At 70.6% G+C, this 17128-nt stretch carries 14 protein-coding genes; 12 read left to right on the top strand and 2 right to left on the bottom strand.

What is annotated here, in order from left to right:
• Nucleotides 1–73: 73 nt before the first annotated feature.
• Genes carA through H036_RS0104470 form a run of 3 tightly spaced genes read left to right on the top strand, consistent with a single transcriptional unit; the run spans nucleotide 74 to nucleotide 5657 of the window.
• Nucleotides 74–1222 (top strand): glutamine-hydrolyzing carbamoyl-phosphate synthase small subunit, encoded by a 1149-nt coding sequence (gene carA, locus H036_RS0104480; protein WP_017933581.1) that lies wholly within the window; start codon nucleotides 74–76, stop codon nucleotides 1220–1222.
• Entirely contained in the window at nucleotides 1222–4584 is a 3363-nt protein-coding gene (gene carB / locus H036_RS0104475; RefSeq protein WP_017933580.1) for a carbamoyl-phosphate synthase large subunit, read from the top strand. Before carA ends, carB begins: the two co-directional genes overlap by 1 nt.
• Nucleotides 4584–5657 (top strand): quinone-dependent dihydroorotate dehydrogenase, encoded by a 1074-nt coding sequence (locus H036_RS0104470; RefSeq protein ID WP_017933579.1) that lies wholly within the window; start codon nucleotides 4584–4586, stop codon nucleotides 5655–5657. The genes carB and H036_RS0104470 overlap by 1 nt, the downstream gene beginning before the upstream one ends.
• Nucleotides 5658–5671: 14 nt before the next feature.
• On the opposite strand, the gene H036_RS0104465 is transcribed toward H036_RS0104470, so the two are convergent.
• A complete protein-coding gene (locus H036_RS0104465) occupies nucleotides 5672–6796 on the bottom strand; it encodes a M48 family metallopeptidase (protein WP_017933578.1) in 1125 nt (374 codons plus the stop codon).
• A 58-nt stretch (nucleotides 6797–6854) separates the two neighbouring features.
• On the opposite strand from H036_RS0104465, the gene pyrF reads away from it, so the two are divergent.
• The 7 genes from pyrF to metK all read left to right on the top strand — a co-directional run bounded on the left by pyrF (nucleotide 6855) and on the right by metK (nucleotide 12149).
• Nucleotides 6855–7679, top strand: a complete 825-nt coding sequence (gene pyrF, locus H036_RS0104460) for an orotidine-5'-phosphate decarboxylase (protein WP_017933577.1) — start codon at nucleotides 6855–6857, stop codon at nucleotides 7677–7679.
• 21 nt (nucleotides 7680–7700) lie between these two features.
• Nucleotides 7701–8192 carry a hypothetical protein gene (locus tag H036_RS0104455; RefSeq protein WP_026145779.1) on the top strand — a complete coding sequence of 164 codons (492 nt, stop codon included), beginning with the start codon at nucleotides 7701–7703 and terminating at the stop codon, nucleotides 8190–8192.
• Between the two features lie 102 nt (nucleotides 8193–8294).
• A complete protein-coding gene (mihF, locus tag H036_RS0104450) occupies nucleotides 8295–8615 on the top strand; it encodes an integration host factor, actinobacterial type (protein WP_017933575.1) in 321 nt (106 codons plus the stop codon).
• Nucleotides 8608–9270, top strand: a complete 663-nt coding sequence (gmk, locus tag H036_RS0104445) for a guanylate kinase (protein ID WP_017933574.1) — start codon at nucleotides 8608–8610, stop codon at nucleotides 9268–9270. The genes mihF and gmk overlap by 8 nt, the downstream gene beginning before the upstream one ends.
• A gap of 2 nt (nucleotides 9271–9272) precedes the next feature.
• On the top strand, nucleotides 9273–9605 hold the full coding sequence (gene rpoZ / locus H036_RS0104440) for a DNA-directed RNA polymerase subunit omega (RefSeq protein WP_017933573.1): 333 nt from the start codon (nucleotides 9273–9275) through the stop codon (nucleotides 9603–9605).
• On the top strand, nucleotides 9523–10899 hold the full coding sequence (coaBC, locus tag H036_RS0104435) for a bifunctional phosphopantothenoylcysteine decarboxylase/phosphopantothenate--cysteine ligase CoaBC (protein ID WP_017933572.1): 1377 nt from the start codon (nucleotides 9523–9525) through the stop codon (nucleotides 10897–10899). Before rpoZ ends, coaBC begins: the two co-directional genes overlap by 83 nt.
• A 50-nt stretch (nucleotides 10900–10949) precedes the next feature.
• Complete coding sequence (gene metK, locus H036_RS0104430) at nucleotides 10950–12149, top strand: methionine adenosyltransferase (protein ID WP_017933571.1); 1200 nt, start codon at nucleotides 10950–10952, stop codon at nucleotides 12147–12149.
• A 79-nt stretch (nucleotides 12150–12228) separates the two neighbouring features.
• Here the strand turns inward: metK and H036_RS0104425 are convergent, their stop codons facing one another.
• Complete coding sequence (locus H036_RS0104425; RefSeq protein WP_017933570.1) at nucleotides 12229–14268, bottom strand: putative bifunctional diguanylate cyclase/phosphodiesterase; 2040 nt, start codon at nucleotides 14266–14268, stop codon at nucleotides 12229–12231.
• A gap of 158 nt (nucleotides 14269–14426) precedes the next feature.
• On the opposite strand from H036_RS0104425, the gene H036_RS0104420 reads away from it, so the two are divergent.
• On the top strand, nucleotides 14427–16502 hold the full coding sequence (locus H036_RS0104420; RefSeq protein WP_017933569.1) for a primosomal protein N': 2076 nt from the start codon (nucleotides 14427–14429) through the stop codon (nucleotides 16500–16502).
• A 59-nt stretch (nucleotides 16503–16561) separates the two neighbouring features.
• On the top strand, nucleotides 16562–17107 hold the full coding sequence (gene def, locus H036_RS0104415; RefSeq protein WP_017933568.1) for a peptide deformylase: 546 nt from the start codon (nucleotides 16562–16564) through the stop codon (nucleotides 17105–17107).
• Nucleotides 17108–17128 lie beyond the last annotated feature (21 nt).

Genomic DNA, 17128 nt, shown 5'->3' with positions numbered 1-17128 from the left:
AGCCGGCTGATAAGGTCGCCGGGAACCGAACATCCTTTAAGCACCGTCCTGTGAGGCGGAGAAGGAGGCCCGGGTGCACAGTCGTGCCGCCACCCCTGCATTGCTCGTCCTCGAGGACGGGCGCACCTTCCACGGTGAGTCCTACGGCGCCGAGGGGGAGACCTTCGGCGAGGCAGTCTTCGCGACCGGGATGACCGGTTACCAGGAGACGCTGACCGACCCCTCCTACCACCGCCAGGTGGTCGTCCAGACCGCACCGCACATCGGTAACACCGGTGTGAACGACGAGGACCCGGAGTCCCAGCGGATCTGGGTGGCCGGCTACGTCGTGCGTGACCCAGCCCGAGTCCCCTCCAACTGGCGCGCGCAGCGCACGCTGGATGAGGAGCTGAGGGCTCAGGGCATCGTCGGGATCTCCGGTATCGACACCCGTGCGCTGACCCGCCACCTGCGCGAGCGCGGCTCGATGAGGGTCGGGATCTCCACCGTCGAGACCGACCCCGAGAAGCTGCTCGACAAGGTGAAGGCCGCCGCCGAGATGGCCGGTTCGAACCTGTCGGAGGCCGTCTCCACCACCGAGGCCTACGTCGTGCCGGCCCAGGGCGAGAAGCGGTTCACCGTCGCCGCTCTCGACCTCGGCATCAAGGACATGACGCCCCACCGGATGGCCGAGCGCGGCATCGAGGTGCACGTGCTCCCGGCGACCAGCTCGATCGAGGACGTTCTCGCGGTCGGGGCCGACGGTCTCTTCTACTCCAACGGCCCCGGCGACCCGGCGGCCACCACCGGCCAGATCGAGGTGCTGCAGCAGGCGCTGGAGCGCGATCTGCCCTACTTCGGGATCTGCTTCGGCAACCAGCTCTTCGGCCGCGCGCTCGGCTTCGGCACCTACAAGCTGAAGTACGGCCACCGCGGCATCAACCAGCCGGTCCAGGACCTCACCACCGGCAAGGTCGAGGTCACCGCGCACAACCACGGCTTCGCCGTGGACGCGCCGAGAGACACCGCCACGACCACGCCGTACGGCGAGGCCCGCGTCAGCCACGTCAACCTCAACGACGACTGTGTCGAGGGCCTGGAGCTGCGCGAGGTCTCGACAGGCTCGACCCCCGGGAGGCTGAAGGGCTTCTCGGTCCAGTACCACCCGGAGGCTGCGGCCGGACCGCACGATGCGGCGTACCTCTTCGACCGATTCGTCGCCCTGCTGGACGGGAGCATCTGATGCCGAAGCGTGAAGACATCAAGTCCGTCCTGGTGATCGGCTCAGGCCCGATCGTGATCGGCCAGGCCTGCGAGTTCGACTACTCCGGCACCCAGGCCTGCCGGATCCTCAAGGCCGAGGGCCTGCGCGTGATCCTGGTGAACTCCAACCCGGCCACGATCATGACCGACCCGGAGTTCGCCGACGCCACCTACGTCGAGCCGATCACCCCGGAGTTCGTCGAGAAGGTCATCGCGAAGGAGCGCCCCGACGCGATCCTGCCGACGCTGGGTGGCCAGACCGCGCTCAACACCGCGACCGCCCTGCACGAGAACGGCGTCCTGGCCAAGTACGGCGTCGAGATGATCGGCGCCTCCTTCGAGGCCATCCACCGCGGCGAGAACCGCGAGCTGTTCAACGACATCGTTCGCAAGGTGGGCGGCGAGGTCGCCCGCTCCTTCGTGTGCCACTCGATGGACGAGGTGGAGAAGGCCACCGAGGAGCTCGGCTACCCGATCGTGGTGCGGCCCTCCTTCACCATGGGCGGTCTCGGCTCGGGCATCGCCTACGACGAGGTCGACCTGCACCGCATCGCCGGCGCCGGCCTCTCCGCCTCGCCGACGACCGAGGTCCTCATCGAGGAGTCGATCATCGGGTGGAAGGAGTACGAGCTGGAGGTGATGCGCGACAAGGCGGACAACGTCGTGATCATCTGCTCGATCGAGAACCTGGACCCGATGGGCGTCCACACCGGTGACTCGATCACCGTCGCCCCGGCGATGACCCTCACCGACCGCGAGTACCAGTACCTGCGCGACCTTGCCATCGGCATCATCCGCGAGGTCGGCGTGGACACCGGCGGCTGCAACATCCAGTACGCCGTGAACCCCGCCGACGGCCGGGTCATCGTCATCGAGATGAACCCGCGCGTCTCACGCTCCTCGGCGCTGGCCTCGAAGGCGACCGGCTACCCGATCGCCAAGATCGCCGCCAAGGTCGCGATCGGCTACACCCTGGACGAGATCGAGAACGACATCACCGCGGGCCCCCAGGGGTCCACGGCCGCTTCCTTCGAGCCGGCCCTGGACTACGTGGTGGTCAAGGTGCCGCGGTTCGCGTTCGAGAAGTTCCCGACCGCCGATGCCACCCTGACCACCCACATGAAGTCTGTCGGCGAGGCGATGGCGATCGGCCGCAACTTCACCGAGGCGCTGAACAAGGCGCTGCGCAGCCAGGAGAAGAAGGGCGCGCAGTTCGAGTTCACGCTCACCCCGGAGATGGGCAAGCGCGCAGTGCACCACCTCGGCGACGGCTCGACCTTCCTCGACGGGCTGCTCGACGCGATCAAGGTGCCGCACGACGGTCGGCTGCAGAAGGTCATGCAGGCCGTCTGCGCCGGTGCCACCCCCGAGCAGATCTTCGACGCCACCAAGATCGATCCCTGGTACGTCGACCAGCTCTTCCTCATCCACGAGGTCGCCGGAGTCGTCCGCGACGCCGCCGAGCTCGACGCCGCCACGCTGCGGCTGGCCAAGCGGCACGGTCTCTCCGACGTCCAGATCGCCGAGATCCGCGGGCTGAGCGAGGACGAGGTCCGCGCGGCCCGCTTCGAGCTCGGGGTGCGGCCGGTCTACAAGACGGTCGACACCTGTGCTGCGGAGTTCGCCGCCAAGACCCCCTACCACTACTCCTCCTACGACGAGGAGACCGAGGTCGCCCCCCGCGAGCGTCCCGCGGTGCTCATTCTCGGGTCGGGCCCGAACCGGATCGGTCAGGGCATCGAGTTCGACTACTCCTGCGTGCACGCCGCCCTGGAGCTGTCCAAGGTCGGCTACGAGACGATCATGGTCAACTGCAACCCGGAGACGGTCTCGACCGACTACGACACCTCCGACCGGCTCTACTTCGAGCCGCTCACCTTCGAGGACGTGCTCGAGATCGTCGAGGCCGAGCGGGCAGCCGGCCCGATCGCCGGCGTGATCGCGACCCTCGGCGGCCAGACGCCGCTCGGCCTGGCACAGCGGCTGCAGGACGCCGGCGTACCGATCGTCGGTACCTCGCCGGAGGCGATCGACCTGGCCGAGGAGCGCGGCGCGTTCGGCCGGGTGCTGGCGGAGGCCGGCCTGGTCGCCCCCAAGCACGGTACGGCGGTCTCCTTCGAGGAGGCCCGCGACATTGCACACGAGATCGGCTACCCGGTCCTGGTCCGGCCCTCCTACGTGCTCGGCGGGCGCGGCATGCAGATCGTCTACGACGACGACGCGCTGCGCACCTACATCGAGGCCGCGATGGGCGACATCGGCATCACCGCCGAGCGTCCGGTGCTGGTCGACCGCTTCATCGACGACGCGGTCGAGATCGACGTCGACGCGCTCTACGACGGCACCGAGCTGTTCCTCGGCGGCGTGATGGAGCACATCGAGGAGGCGGGCATCCACTCCGGTGACTCGTCCTGCGCACTGCCGCCGATCACGCTCGGCAGGTCCGAGATCGATCGCATCCGGCAGGCGACCGAGGCGATCGCGCGCGGCGTCGGCGTACGCGGGCTGATCAACATCCAGTTCGCGCTCGGGGCCGATGTCCTCTACGTGATCGAGGCCAACCCGCGGGCGTCGCGGACCGTGCCGTTCGTCTCCAAGGCGACGGGCACCTCGCTCGCCAAGGCCGCCGCGCGGGTGATGCTCGGCGAGTCGATCGCCGACCTGCGCACGGCCGGTGTCCTGCCGGCGAGCGGCGACGGCGGCATGCTGCCGGCCGACGCGCCGATCGCGGTCAAGGAGGCGGTGCTGCCGTTCAACCGGTTCCGCACCAAGGAGGGCCAGTTCGTCGACACCGTCCTCGGTCCGGAGATGAAGTCGACCGGCGAGGTGATGGGCTTCGACGCCGACTTCGGCAAGGCGTTCGCCAAGGCGCAGGCCGGCTCCTTCGGGCCGCTCCCGACGTCCGGCAAGGTGTTCATCTCGATCGCCAACCGGGACAAGCGGACGATGATCTTCCCGGCCCGGGTGCTGGCCGACTACGGCTTCGAGATCCTCGCCACCGAGGGCACCGCCGAGGTGCTGCGTCGCAACGGCATCCCGTCCACGGTGGTGCGCAAGCACTCCGCCGGCGTCGGCCCCGACGGTGAGAAGACCGTCGTCGGCCAGATCCTCGACGGGGAGATCGACCTCATCGTCAACACCCCGAACGGGTCGGCCACCGGCGCCCGCGCCGACGGCTACGAGATCCGCTCGGCGGCCGTCCTGTCCGGTACGCCGTGCATCACCACCGTGCAGGGGGCCGCAGCAGCGGTCCAGGGCATCGCCGCGCTGCGGGCGGGTGGCATCGGTGTCCGGTCGCTGCAGGAGTGGGCGGCTCTGTCCACCGGCGCCGAGGTGCGTTGATGCCGGGTCCGTACCGGCTGCTCTTCGACCAGTTCCTGGTCAAGTCCGATCCGGAGGAGGCGCACCGCCAGGCCTTCGCCGCCATCCGCGCGGCCGGCCCGGTGCTCTCCCGTCGAGCGTTCCCCGGAACCCCGGTCCGGGCGTTGGGGCTCACCTTCCCCAACGCCCTGGGCCTGGCCGCGGGCTTCGACAAGAACGCGGTCGGCATCGACGCCCTGGCCGGGCTCGGCTTCGGCCATGTCGAGATCGGCACGGTCACCGGCGAGCCCCAGCCGGGCAACCCGCAGCCGCGACTGTTCCGGCTGGTCAACGACCGCGCCGTGGTCAACCGGATGGGCTTCAACAACGACGGCGCCGCGGTCGTCGCGAACCGGCTGCGACACCGGGCCGAGCGGCTGGGGCGGCACCCGGAGCGGCAGCGGCCGGTGCTCGGGGTCAACATCGGCAAGACCAAGGTCGTCCCCGAGGACGACCAGGCCGCGGTCGAGGCCGACTACGCCAAGTCCACCCGGCTGCTGGCGCCATACGCCGACTACCTCGTGGTCAACGTCTCCTCGCCCAACACGCCGGGTCTGCGCAACCTGCAGTCGACCGAGCGGCTGCAGCCGCTGCTGGAGCACGTACGGCGTACGGCCGACGCCTCGACACAGACCCGGGTCCCGCTGCTGGTCAAGATCGCGCCCGACCTGGCCGATGAGGACGTCCTCGCGGTGGCCGACATGGCGCTCGCGATCGGGTTGGACGGCATCATCGCGACCAACACGACGATCAGCCGCGACGGCCTCCGGGCGCATCCGCACGAGCTCAGCGAGATCGGCGCCGGCGGCCTGTCGGGCCGTCCGCTGCGTCCGCGAGCGGTGGAGGTGATCCGGATGCTGCGCGAGCGCGTCGGCGACCCGACGACGGACTCAGGACGACGTCGCCTCACCCTCATCGGAGTGGGCGGCATCGAGACCGTCGAGGACGCGGTCGAGCGGCTCGAGGCGGGCGCCGACCTGCTGCAGGGCTACACGGCGTTCATCTACGAGGGTCCGCTGTGGCCGCGGCGCGTTGCCGCGGGTCTGTCTGCGTGAGCTTCGTGGCCGCTTCACCGGACGTAGCGGTAGTTCTCACCCAACTTCTTGAACATCCGGCTCAGGTAAGGCGCGAGCTCCTTGTCGATCAGTCGGCTGCGGTCGGGGTCGAGGACGATGCCCGGCGGCATGCGCTCGACCGACTCGATCAGGCGGATGCGGTCGACCGTCGGAGGGTGGCTCGCGTCGATGCTGCGGCGGTCGTCCTGGGCGAGGCGACGCGCGCCGGCACGCTGTCCGGAGTCGTAGGATTCCATCCGCGTCGCGATCGCCTCCCCCAGGTCGGGGCGCGTCGGATCCACGGCGGCCCGATTGGCGACCACGTCGACGGCATCGCCCATGAGAACGGACTCAAGGCAGTCGACCGCGCCATCGGTGCCGCCGACCAGCGCCGAGGCCAGGTCGGCGTAGAGCTCCTGGCGCCGCGACGACGCCGAGTTCACCGCATCCAGCAGGTGCAGGTAGCCGACCACCAACAGCCGCGGGGGAGCCATCATCGCCCGGACGAGAATAGGTGTGGAGTGCTTGTACATCTCGGCACCGAGCGGATCCAGCAGGTCCACCCACCGACCGAGGGTGCGGTAGGCGCTGCCGACGTAGCGCAGGCTGAGCAGGTCGCCGTGCGCGAGGTGACCGAGCTCGTGGCCGAGCAGCGCGACGCGCGCCTGCGGTCCGAGCGCGGCCCACAGCGGCGCTCCGAGGACGAGCTGTCGTCCGCGAACACCTCGAGGGGCGACGAAGGCGTTGAAGTCGGCATCGAGGCGGATCTCGTCAGGCGGTCGGGTCCCGAGGCGACGGACGACGTCGCCGACCAGCGCGGTCAGGGCCGGCGCGCGGTCCGAGGTGAGGAGCACACTGCCCGAAGCGGCACGCCCGCCGAGGTGTGGCCTGGTCGTCCAGGCGATCGCCAGCAGGAAGGCCGCCATGACCCACTGCCACCAGCCCGCGCCGAGCACCACCAACGCGATCCCGCCGAGTGTGAGGACGACACTCGCGAGGTGCACCGGCGTCACGAGGACGAAGGCCGCGACCCGCGCCAGCCAGGTGCTCCGTCCGCTGCCGACCCGGTCCACGAGACGCTTGTCGAGCGCTTCGGCGACACGAGCGTCGAGGCGCGTCGCGAAGGACTCCGTTTGCATGGCCAGATGGTAGGCATCCAGGCTTCATCCACGAGCGCGAACAGAGAAAGTGGGAGACATGAGCACCTTCGGTGAGCGGCTGCACGCCGCCGTCCAGGCCCGGGGGCCGCTGTGTGCGGGCATCGACCCGCACGCCGCGCTGCTGGGCGCGTGGGGACTCGGCGACGACGTCGCCGGACTGGAGCGGTTCGCGCTCACGGCCGTCGAGGGGTTAGCGCCGTACGTATCGGTGATCAAGCCCCAGAGTGCCTTCTACGAGCGCTTCGGGTCGCGTGGCATCGCCGTGCTCGAACGGGTGATCGCGGAGTCGCGCGCCGCGGGCGCGCTGGTGCTGCTCGACGTCAAGCGGGGCGACATCGGCTCGACCTCACAGGCGTACGCCGACGCCTACCTCGACCCGACCTCTCCGCTGGCCTCCGATGCGATCACGGTCAGCCCGTTCCTCGGCTTCGGCTCACTCGACCCGTTCGTCGACACCGCGCGGCGCTTCGGTGCAGGTCTGTTCGTGCTCGGCCTGACCTCGAACAAGGAGGGTCCCGAGGTGCAGCGCGCGACCACGGAGACGGGGGAGACCGTGGCAGCCCGCATGTTCGACCACCTGGCGGCGCTCAACCACGGTGCCAAGCCGTTCGGCTCGTTCGGTGCCGTCGTCGGCGCGACGATCGGTGACGCCGGCACCGAGCTGGGATTCAACGGCCCGATCCTGGCCCCCGGCTTCGGCGAGCAGGGTGGCACCGCTGCTGACATCAAGCGGATCTTCGGGGACCTGCCGGTGCTGCCGTCGTCCTCGCGCGGGCTGCTGCGGCACGGTCCCGACGTGAGCGCGCTGCGCGACGCCGCGCTGGCGACCAATGCCGAGCTCGTCGAGTCCGGAGTGCGCTGAGTCGTGGACGTCCCTGGTCGCGTGCCCCGTACGAACGGGTGGCCGACACGCCGTTGCGGCCACCGCTTCGTACGGGGCGCCGCTGCGGCCGTCGCACTGCTGAGCGGCCTCGCAGGTCTGGCGGCCTGCGGCGGCACCTCGACCGACGCCTACTGCGGCAGCGTCGAGGACAACCAGGCCCGGCTCTCGAAGGTCCTCGGCGACGGGGGAGAGGCGGCACTGATCGAGGCCCTGCCGATCTTCCGCACCCTGCAGGCCAAGGCACCCGATGACATCCGCCCGGACTGGGACACCGTGGTGAAACGGCTCTCCGGCCTGCAGAAGGCGCTCGCCACTGCCGGTGTCGACCCCAAGACGTACGACGCCAAGACCCCGCCCACCGGTGTCAGCGCGGTCCAGCGACAGGCCATCGCCGCCGCTGCCACCGCGCTCGGGAGCACCGCGACCGTCGCCGCGCTGGACGCCGTGCAGCAGCAGGCTCGCGACGTCTGCCACACCCCGCTGTCGCTGTAGGACCTGACGAGGCGGGGTCGCCGTTGCCGCCTCGGAGCGTTCTGACTAGATTGGCGCGGACCGCACCCCGCCCGTCAACCCGAGATCATGAAGTAGGACTCTGTGGCACTTCCTCCGCTCACCCCCGAACAACGTCAGGCCGCACTGGAGAAGGCCGCGGCCTCCCGTCGGGAGCGGGCCGAGGTCAAGAACCGGCTGAAGAGCTCGGGTGCCACCATCCTCGAGGTGATCAAGGAGGGCCAGGCCAACGATGTCGTCGGCCGGATGAAGGTCCTCGACCTGCTCCAGGCCATGCCCGGGCTGGGCAAGGTCCGCGCCCGTCAGGTGATGGAGCGGCTCGGCATCGCCGAGAGCCGTCGTGTCGCCGGCTTGGGTGCCAAGCAGATAGCCGCGCTGGGCGAGGAGTTCGCCGGGCGTGAATGAGCCTGATCTGGCGGGTTCTGACAGCACGGGCCAGCTCGGCGCTACGCACCGGCTGGTGGTGCTCGCCGGCCCGACGGCGGTCGGCAAGGGCACCGTCGCCGCCGCCATCCGGTCGGGCCACCCGGACGTGTGGATCTCGGTCTCCGCGACCACCCGGGCACCTCGCCCGGGCGAGGTCGACGGCGTGCACTACTGGTTCGTCTCCGAGGAGGAGTTCGACCGGATGATCGCCGACGACGAGCTGCTGGAGTGGGCGACGGTGCACAAGGTCGCCCGCTACGGCACCCCGCGCAGACCGGTGGAGGAGGCCCTGGCAGCCGGACGTCCGGCGCTGCTGGAGATCGACCTGCAGGGGGCTCGGCAGGTGCGCCGTACGCTCGATCGGATCCCCGGGGTGGACGCTGTGTTCGCGTTCCTGGCACCGCCGTCGTGGGACGAGCTCGTCCGGCGACTCGTCGGCCGCGGCACCGAGACCGAGGCCGAGCGCGAGCGGCGGTTGGAGACCGCGAGGGTCGAACTGGCCGCCGAGGCGGAGTTCGATGTCACCATCGTCAACCGCGAAGTTCGTGCCGCCGCCGACGAGTTGGTAGCCTTGATGAAGCTTGGCGCGGGATTCCGTGCGGGCGACCCCGATCCGAAGACCAGTGAGGCTTAACCGTGGCTGCTCCCGCAATCGACGCCCAGGGCGTGACCAACCCTTCGATCGACGACCTGCTCACGAAGACCGACAGCAAGTACAAGCTGGTTCTCTACAGCGCCAAGCGCGCCCGCCAGATCAACGCGTACTACTCCCAGCTCGGTGAGGGCCTGCTTGAGTACGTCGGCCCGCTCGTGGACACCCACGTCCAGGAGAAGCCGCTCTCGATCGCTCTGCGTGAGATCAACGACGACCTGCTCACCTGCGAGGATGTCGACCCGGCTGAGCTGGCCGCCGAGGAGGCTGCCGCTCGCGCCGCGACGACGGACGACCCGTTCGCTGCGAGCGAGTGAGTCGGCTCTGACGACTCAGCACAACACGTCGGCCGCTGCCCCATCGGGGCAGCGGCCGGTCGTCGTTGAAGGGCAACGGGTCCAGGGACCGAGACCCCGGGTCGTCCTCGGCGTCTCCGGCGGCATCGCGGCCTACAAGGCGGCGGAGCTGCTGCGCAGGTTCACCGAGGGGGGCTACGACGTAACGGTCGTCCCGACCGCCGCGGCCCTGGAGTTCGTGGGTGCCCCTACCTGGGAGGCGCTCTCGGGCAAGGCGGTGGCCACCGAGGTGTTCGAGAACATCACCGAGGTCCCGCATGTGCGGCTCGGGCAGAACGCTGATCTGGTGGTGGTGGCGCCGGCCACTGCCAACACGTTGGCGCGCGCGGCGCAGGGCCTGGCCGACGACCTGTTGACCAACACCCTGCTGACGGCGCGCTGCCCGGTGGTCTTCGCCCCGGCGATGCACACCGAGATGTGGGAGCACCCGGCCACCCGGGAGAACGTCGCCACGCTGCGTCGCCGCGGGGCGATCGTGATCGATCCCGCCGAGGGCCGGCTGACCGGCAAGGACACCGGCAAGGGCCGCCTGCCCGACCCGGTCGAGATCTTCGAGCTGTGCCAAGCCGTGCTGGCCCGCAGCGGTGCCACTGACCTGACCGACAGACACGTCGTGGTCAGCGCGGGCGGCACCCGGGAATACCTCGACCCGGTGCGCTTCCTCGGAAACCGCTCGAGCGGGCTGCAGGGCTACGCCATTGCCCGGGCCGCCGCCGCTCGTGGCGCCGAGGTAACTCTGGTCGCCGCCAACGTGACACTGCCCGAGCCTGCCGGCGTCAAGGTGGTGCGGGTGGAGACCACCGCCCAGTTGCACGACGCGATGCTGACCGCAGCGGCGAGCGCCGACGCGGTGGTGATGGCGGCGGCGCCGGCCGACTTCCGACCGATCAGCGTCTCGGAGGCGAAGATCAAGAAGGCCGCCGACGGGTCGGCGCCGACGATCGAGCTGGCCCAGAACGCCGACATCCTCAAGCAGCTCAGCCAGCACCGCAGCAGACCTGGCCAGGTGGTGGTCGGGTTCGCCGCCGAGACCGGTGACGCCACCGGCTCGGTCCTCGACCTGGCCCGCGCCAAGCTGGCTCGCAAGGGCTGCGACCTTCTGGTCGTCAACGACGTCAGTGGCGGCGCTGTCTTCGGCAGCGCCGAGAACGAAGCGGTCATCCTGGGCTCCGACGGCACCGCCGCGGAGGTCCCCCAGGGCAGCAAGAACGCGCTCGCCCAGGTGATCGTGGACCACATCGTGGCGCGGCTCTGACCGCCCGCTACGCTAACTGCACTCATCCGATCAAGAAACGGAGCACATTCGTGACCGGACGTCTTTTCACCTCCGAGTCTGTGACCGAGGGCCACCCGGACAAGATCGCTGACCAGATCAGCGACACCGTCCTGGACTACCTCCTCGAGCACGACCCCAAGAGCCGCGTGGCCGTCGAGACGCTGCTCACCACGGGTCTGGTGGTGGTGGCCGGCGAGGTCACCACGTCGGCCTACGCGCCGGTCGCACAGCTGGTGCGCGAGAAGATCCTCGAGATCGGCTACGACTCCTCGGAGAAGGGCTTCGATGGCAACTCCTGCGGCGTGCAGGTCGCCATCGGCGCTCAGTCCGCTGATATCGCCCAGGGCGTCGACACCGCCGAGGAGAACCGGCTCTCCGGTTCCGAGGACGCGCTCGACAAGCAGGGCGCCGGCGACCAGGGCCTGATGTTCGGCTACGCCTGCGACGACACCCCGGAGCTGTTCCCCCTGCCGATCAAGATCGCGCAGACGCTCGCCGAGCGGCTCACCGCGGTGCGCAAGGACGGCACGCTCGCCTACCTTCGCCCGGACGGCAAGACGCAGGTGACGATCGAGTACGACGAGGACAACCGCGCCGTACGCGTCGACACCGTGGTGCTGTCCACGCAGCACGCCGAGGACGTCACCCAGGAGCAGCTGGGCGCCGACATCAAGCAGTACGTCATCGAGCCGGTCCTGGAGCAGTTCAAGACCTCGGTGCCGTTCGACGGCTACAAGCTGCACATCAACCCGACCGGTCGCTTCGTGGTCGGTGGCCCGATGGGTGACGCCGGCCTGACCGGCCGCAAGATCATCGTCGACACCTACGGCGGCATGGCCCGTCACGGTGGCGGTGCCTTCTCCGGCAAGGACCCGTCCAAGGTCGACCGCTCGGCCGCCTACGCGATGCGTTGGGTCGCCAAGAACATCGTCGCCGCGGGCCTGGCCCGTCGCGCCGAGGTCCAGGTCGCCTACGCCATCGGCAAGGCACACCCGGTGGGCGTCTTCATCGAGACGTTCGGCACCGAGACCGTGCCGGTGGAGAACATCCAGAAGGCCGTCCTGGAGACCTTCGACCTGCGTCCGGGCGCCATCGTGCGCGACCTCGACCTGCTGCGGCCGATCTACGCCAAGACCGCCGCCTACGGCCACTTCGGCCGCGAGCTCCCGGAGTTCACCTGGGAGAAGACCGACCGCGCGGAGGCGCTGAAGGCCGCCGCCGGCGCCTGACCGGTCGCCCGCGAACCATCGCCGAGTCGGCGCATCCTCAGCGGAGGATGCGCCGACTCGGCGATTTCGGGCTGGGCTACTACTGGGCTCGGGTGAGCTGGCCGGTCAGGAGGATGTCCTCCAGCGCCGTCGGTCGGCCGAACAGGAAGCCCTGCGCCTCGCCGCAGCCTGCCTCGCTGAGCAGGGCGAGCTGATCATCGGTCTCGATCCCCTCGGCGAGCACCGCCATCCCGAAGGTGCGGCCCAGGGACAGCACCGTCTGGATCAGCTCGACTGTCTGCTGGGGCGTACCGCTGCCGGAGAAGAAGGACCTGTCGATCTTGATCCGGTCGAAGGGGAAGGACCGCAGCGCGTCGAGGGAGGAGTAGCCGACGCCGAAGTCATCGAGTGCCACCCCGACGCCCATCGCCTTGACCTCCTCCAAGGTGCGCAGCGCGTGCTCGCGGTCAGTGAAGACGGCCGTCTCGGTCATCTCGAGCTCGAGCCGGTCCGCGGGCAGGCCGGTCTCGGCCAGCACGTCGCGGACGGTGTCGGCCAGGCCGGGCTCGATGAGCTGGACGGCGGAGACGTTGACCGAGACCCGGTACGGCGGCTCCCAGCGCACCGCCTCCGCGCACGCCGTGCGCAGCACCCATGCGCCGATCGGCACGATCAGCCGGGTGTCCTCGGCGAGCGGGATGAACTCGTCGGGAGAGATCAGGCCCCGCTGGGGGTGCTGCCAACGCAGCAGCGCCTCGTAGCCGAGGGGCTCGCCTGTCTCCACCGCCGTCTGCACCTGGTAGTGCAGGAACAGCTCGTCGCGGTCGAGCGCCTCACGCAGGTCAGCGGAGAGTCCGCGTCGCGAGCGGGTCCGTCCGTCGAGCGACGCGTCGTACAGGCACACGTTGTGCAGGGGATCGCTCTTGGCGCGATACATGGCCAGGTCGGCGTTGTTGACCAGCGTCTCCGCGTCGTCGGCGTGGTCGGGGAAGACTGCAGCGCCGATGCTGGCGCGGGGCACGATGGTCTCCGCGCCCAGGGCGATCGAGGGGGCGAGCACCCGGCGCAGGTCGTCGACGAAGCCGGTCAGCCCGCGCGAACCATCCAGCCGGCAGAGCGCGACGAACTCGTCGCCGCCCATCCGGGCGATGAACGCACCGTCCTCACCCTGGGTGAGCTCCGCCATCCGGGCGCCGAGCACGCGGAGCACCTCATCGCCTGCCGGGTGCCCGCGCAGGTCGTTGATCTCCTTGAAGTTGTCCACGTCGATCACGATCAGGCCCAGCCGCCCCTCGTGCTGCCGCGCGCGCTCGATCTCCTCGTCAAGCCGGTCGTTGAGACTGGCGCGGTTGGGGAGGCCGGTGAGGACGTCGTACATCGCCAGCCGGCGGAAGCGCTCCAGCGTCACCGCGCGGGTGTGGCCGTCGATGACGTAGCCCACCATGCCGGCGCCGATCGTGACGAAGGACATGACGGCGATGGCGATGGCGAGGGCGTATTGCGAGGCCTGGTTCATCGGCGTCCCCATGTCCATCCCGGCCATGCCCGAGCCATGGCGCATCGAGGCCATGCCGGTGAAGTGCATGAGGACCACGGAGGCGGCGAAGAGCAGGCACATCTGGTTCGCGGCGTGCCGGGAGCCGGACCGGGCCGCCTGCAGGGCGAGGACCGCCGGGATGACGCCGAGCGTCACCGACAGCACGACGAGCTCGGAGTCCCACGACATCGAGCCCGGCATGTGCATGGCGGTCATCCCGACGTAGTGCATCGAGGAGACCGAGAGCCCGACGACGGCACCTCCGAGCGCGGGCCAGCCGGCGAAGCGACCGATGCCGGCCGCCAGCAGGAAGCCGGCCGCGCTGCCGGCGACCGCGATGACCAGGGAGATCGCCGTCAGGGTCCAGTCGAGCTCCATGGCGACGCCAGGGCGGTAGCCGAGGATGTCCACGAAGTGGGTGCACCAGATCGTCACCCCGCTGGCCAGCGCGGTCAGGAACAGCCAGGCGCCGCGTTCGTCCTCGCCGTCGGTCATCCGCTGGAAGAAGCGGGAGGTGGCCCAGGCGCCTGCCAGGCACACGAGCGCCGCGACGCCGACCAGCGCGAGACTGTGGTCGGCCACGGCGCCGTGGTTGATCCTCATCGAATGTGCCTCACGAGAGCCCCATGGTCAGTGCCGATCCTCGGCATGGTCGGCGATGTCTCCTGTCCCCGTGGGCACAGCCTGCGGAGGTTACCATCGGCGGGTCTTTACCAAAGCTGAGTCAGACGGTGTCGGTGGGCGCTGGTAGAACTGCGCCCATGACCGACCCCGGATCCGACGCCGACCAGCTCCTCGAGCTGCCGGGCTTCGTCCGTGACCGGGTGGCCGAGGGGCGAGCCAAGGCTCGCGCCACCAAGCAGCGCAAGGCCGCTGAGGCCGAGATCACCGAGGTCGATCCGGTCGCCCGGGTCTTGGTCGACGTGCCGCTGGCGCACCTCGATCGCCCCTTCGACTACGCCGTGCCGGTGGCCATGGCCGACACCGCTCGCCCCGGCGTGCGGGTCAAGGTGCGCTTCGCCGGCCAGGACGTCGACGGCTACGTCGTGGCCCGGGCCGCGCAGAGCGATCACCCCGGCAAGCTCGCGCCGCTGCGTCGGGTCGTCAGCCCTGAGCAGGTGCTCTCGGCGGAGGTGGCCGCGCTGACGGCGACGATCGCGGAGCGGTACGCCGGGACCCGCTCGGACGTGCTGCGGCTTGCGGTCCCGGCCCGGCACGCCACCACTGAGCGCGAGGCATCGACCCCGGCTCCGATGCCCGTGCGCTGGGACGCTGCCTCGGCGGAGCGCGCGTGGGCCGAGCACGAGCCCGGCGCGGCGTTCCTGCGTCACCTGCGCGACGGCGGCGCACCGCGGACGGTGTGGCACGCCGCCGCCGGGACCGACTGGCCGCAGTTGCTCGCCGAGGCCGCCGCCGCCACCTTGGCGAGTGGCCGGGGCAGCCTGCTGGTCGTGTCCGACCGCAAGGCCGTCGCGCGGCTATCCGCTGCGCTGGAGAGCGTGCTGGGGCCGGGGCACCATGTCGCGCTCACGGCCGACGCGGGCCCGGCCGAGCGCTACCGTTCCTTCCTCGCGGTGGCCCGCGGTGCGGTGCGCGTCGTCGTCGGCACCCGCGCCGCCGCGCTCGCCCCGGTCCGCGACCTCGGCATGGTGGCGCTGTGGGACGACGGCGACGACAACCATGCAGAGCCGCGAGCTCCCTACCCGCACGCTCGCGAGGTGCTGGTGCTCCGGGCCGACCACGAGGGGGCAGCTGCGCTGATCGGCGGTTTCGCCCGCACCGTCGAGGCTGACCAGCTGGTCCGCACCGGATGGGCGCATCCGATCGCGCCGAGCCGGGCGCTGGCCCGAGGCCGGGTGACGGTGGCGGTCACCGGCGCCACCGACTTCGACCTGGAGCGTGACCCGCTGGCGCGGGTCTCGCGGGTGCCCCGTGACGCCTTCGCCATCATCAAGAGCGCTCTGGAGCAGGGCCCTGTCCTGGTGCAGACGCCGCGGCGTGGCTATGCGGCCGCCCTGGCCTGCGACACCTGCCGCACGCCGGCGCGCTGCACCACCTGCACCGGCCCGCTTGAGCTGACCGGTCCGGTCACGCCGCCTCGGTGCCGCTGGTGCGGGATCGAGGCCGAGGCATGGTCCTGCCCTGCGTGCGGTGGCCATGGGCTGCGCGCACCGGTGGTGGGCGATGCTCGCACCGCCGAGGAGCTCGGCCGTGCCTTCCCTGGAGTGCGCGTGGTGTCCTCCAGCGGCGACCGCGTGCTGGAGACGGTGCCCGGCCGGCCGGCGATCGTGGTCGCGACGCCGGGCGCGGAGCCGGCGGCCGAGTCCGGCTACGCCGCTGTGCTGCTGCTGGACACCTGGCTCGCCCTTGGCCGACCCGACCTGCGCACCGAGGAGGAGGCGCTGCGCCGGTGGAGCAACGCGGCAGGCCTGGTCATGCCCGGCGGTCGGGTGCTGCTGGTCGGCGATCCCGGGCATCCTGCCGTGCAGGCGCTGGTGCGCTGGGACCAACCCGGCTTCGCCGTCCGCGATGCCGACCAGCGGGCGCTGGCCCATCTTCCCCCCGCGTCGCGGCTGGCATCGCTCACCGGCGAGGCGGGCGCGCTGGCCGATGCCCGAACCCTGCTGGCCCTCCCGGATCACGCCGAGCTGCTCGGTCCGGTTCCGCTCGATGGCGCCGGTGGGGAGAGTCTCGAGGAGGGGGAGCAGCGGTTGGTGGTCCGGGTACCGCACAGCGAGGGAGCGGCACTCTCGGCCGCGCTGGGCGAGCTGCAACGGCTGCGCTCGGCGCGGCGTCTCGACCCGGTGCGGATCCAGGTCGACCCGCCGACCCTGTGAGCGCTGCGCCGGTGGGCGCGGTCGCAGCCGGAACCGCTCGCTCGCCTAGACTGACCGCCATGGCCGTTCAGCCCATCCGCCTCTTCGGCGATCCCGTCCTGCGCCGACGCGCGACCGAGGTCGTCGACTTCGACAAGGAGCTGCGTCGGCTCGTCGAGGACCTCACCGAGACCATGCTCGACGCCCCCGGCGCGGGTCTGGCGGCACCTCAGATCGGCGTCGGCCTGCGGGTCTTCACGTGGTACGTCGACGGCGAGGTCGGCCACCTCGTCAACCCGCAGCTGACGCTGTCGGAGGAGTGCCAGGACGGCGGCGAGGGCTGCCTGTCGTTGCCGGGCCTGACCTACGACACCCGGCGCGCGCTGCACGTGGTGGCGAACGGCTTCAACATGCACGGCGACCCGATCACCGTCGAAGGCTCGGAGCTGCTGGCCCGAGCGATCCAGCACGAGACCGACCACCTGGACGGCGTGTTGTTCATCGACCGGCTGGACGAGGCCTCCCGCAAGGTTGCGATGCGCGAGATCCGGGAGTCGGACTGGTTCGGGCTCGAGAAGCCCGCGGTCAAGGTCAGCCCGCACCCGATGTTCGGCACTGGCCGATGACCCGACCCGGAAGGTCCTGAC

The sequence above is a fragment of the Nocardioides sp. Iso805N genome, from assembly GCF_000364605.1.
GTDB lineage: Bacteria > Actinomycetota > Actinomycetes > Propionibacteriales > Nocardioidaceae > Nocardioides.
Note: the sequence above shows the minus strand (reverse complement) of the source record. Positions and strands in the feature narration are given on the sequence as shown.

Bases quoted from the DNA above. Each gene is read 5' to 3' on its own strand.
- carB (WP_017933580.1), top strand. From the start codon at position 1,222: ATGCCGAAGCGTGAAGACATCAAGTCCGTCCTGGTGATCGGCTCAGGC.
- H036_RS0104470 (WP_017933579.1), top strand. From the start codon at position 4,584: ATGCCGGGTCCGTACCGGCTGCTCTTCGACCAGTTCCTGGTCAAGTCC.
- H036_RS0104465 (WP_017933578.1), bottom strand. From the start codon at position 6,796: ATGCAAACGGAGTCCTTCGCGACGCGCCTCGACGCTCGTGTCGCCGAA.
- pyrF (WP_017933577.1), top strand. From the start codon at position 6,855: ATGAGCACCTTCGGTGAGCGGCTGCACGCCGCCGTCCAGGCCCGGGGG.
- coaBC (WP_017933572.1), top strand. From the start codon at position 9,523: ATGTCGACCCGGCTGAGCTGGCCGCCGAGGAGGCTGCCGCTCGCGCCG.
- H036_RS0104425 (WP_017933570.1), bottom strand. From the start codon at position 14,268: ATGAGGATCAACCACGGCGCCGTGGCCGACCACAGTCTCGCGCTGGTC.
- H036_RS0104420 (WP_017933569.1), top strand. From the start codon at position 14,427: ATGACCGACCCCGGATCCGACGCCGACCAGCTCCTCGAGCTGCCGGGC.
- def (WP_017933568.1), top strand. From the start codon at position 16,562: ATGGCCGTTCAGCCCATCCGCCTCTTCGGCGATCCCGTCCTGCGCCGA.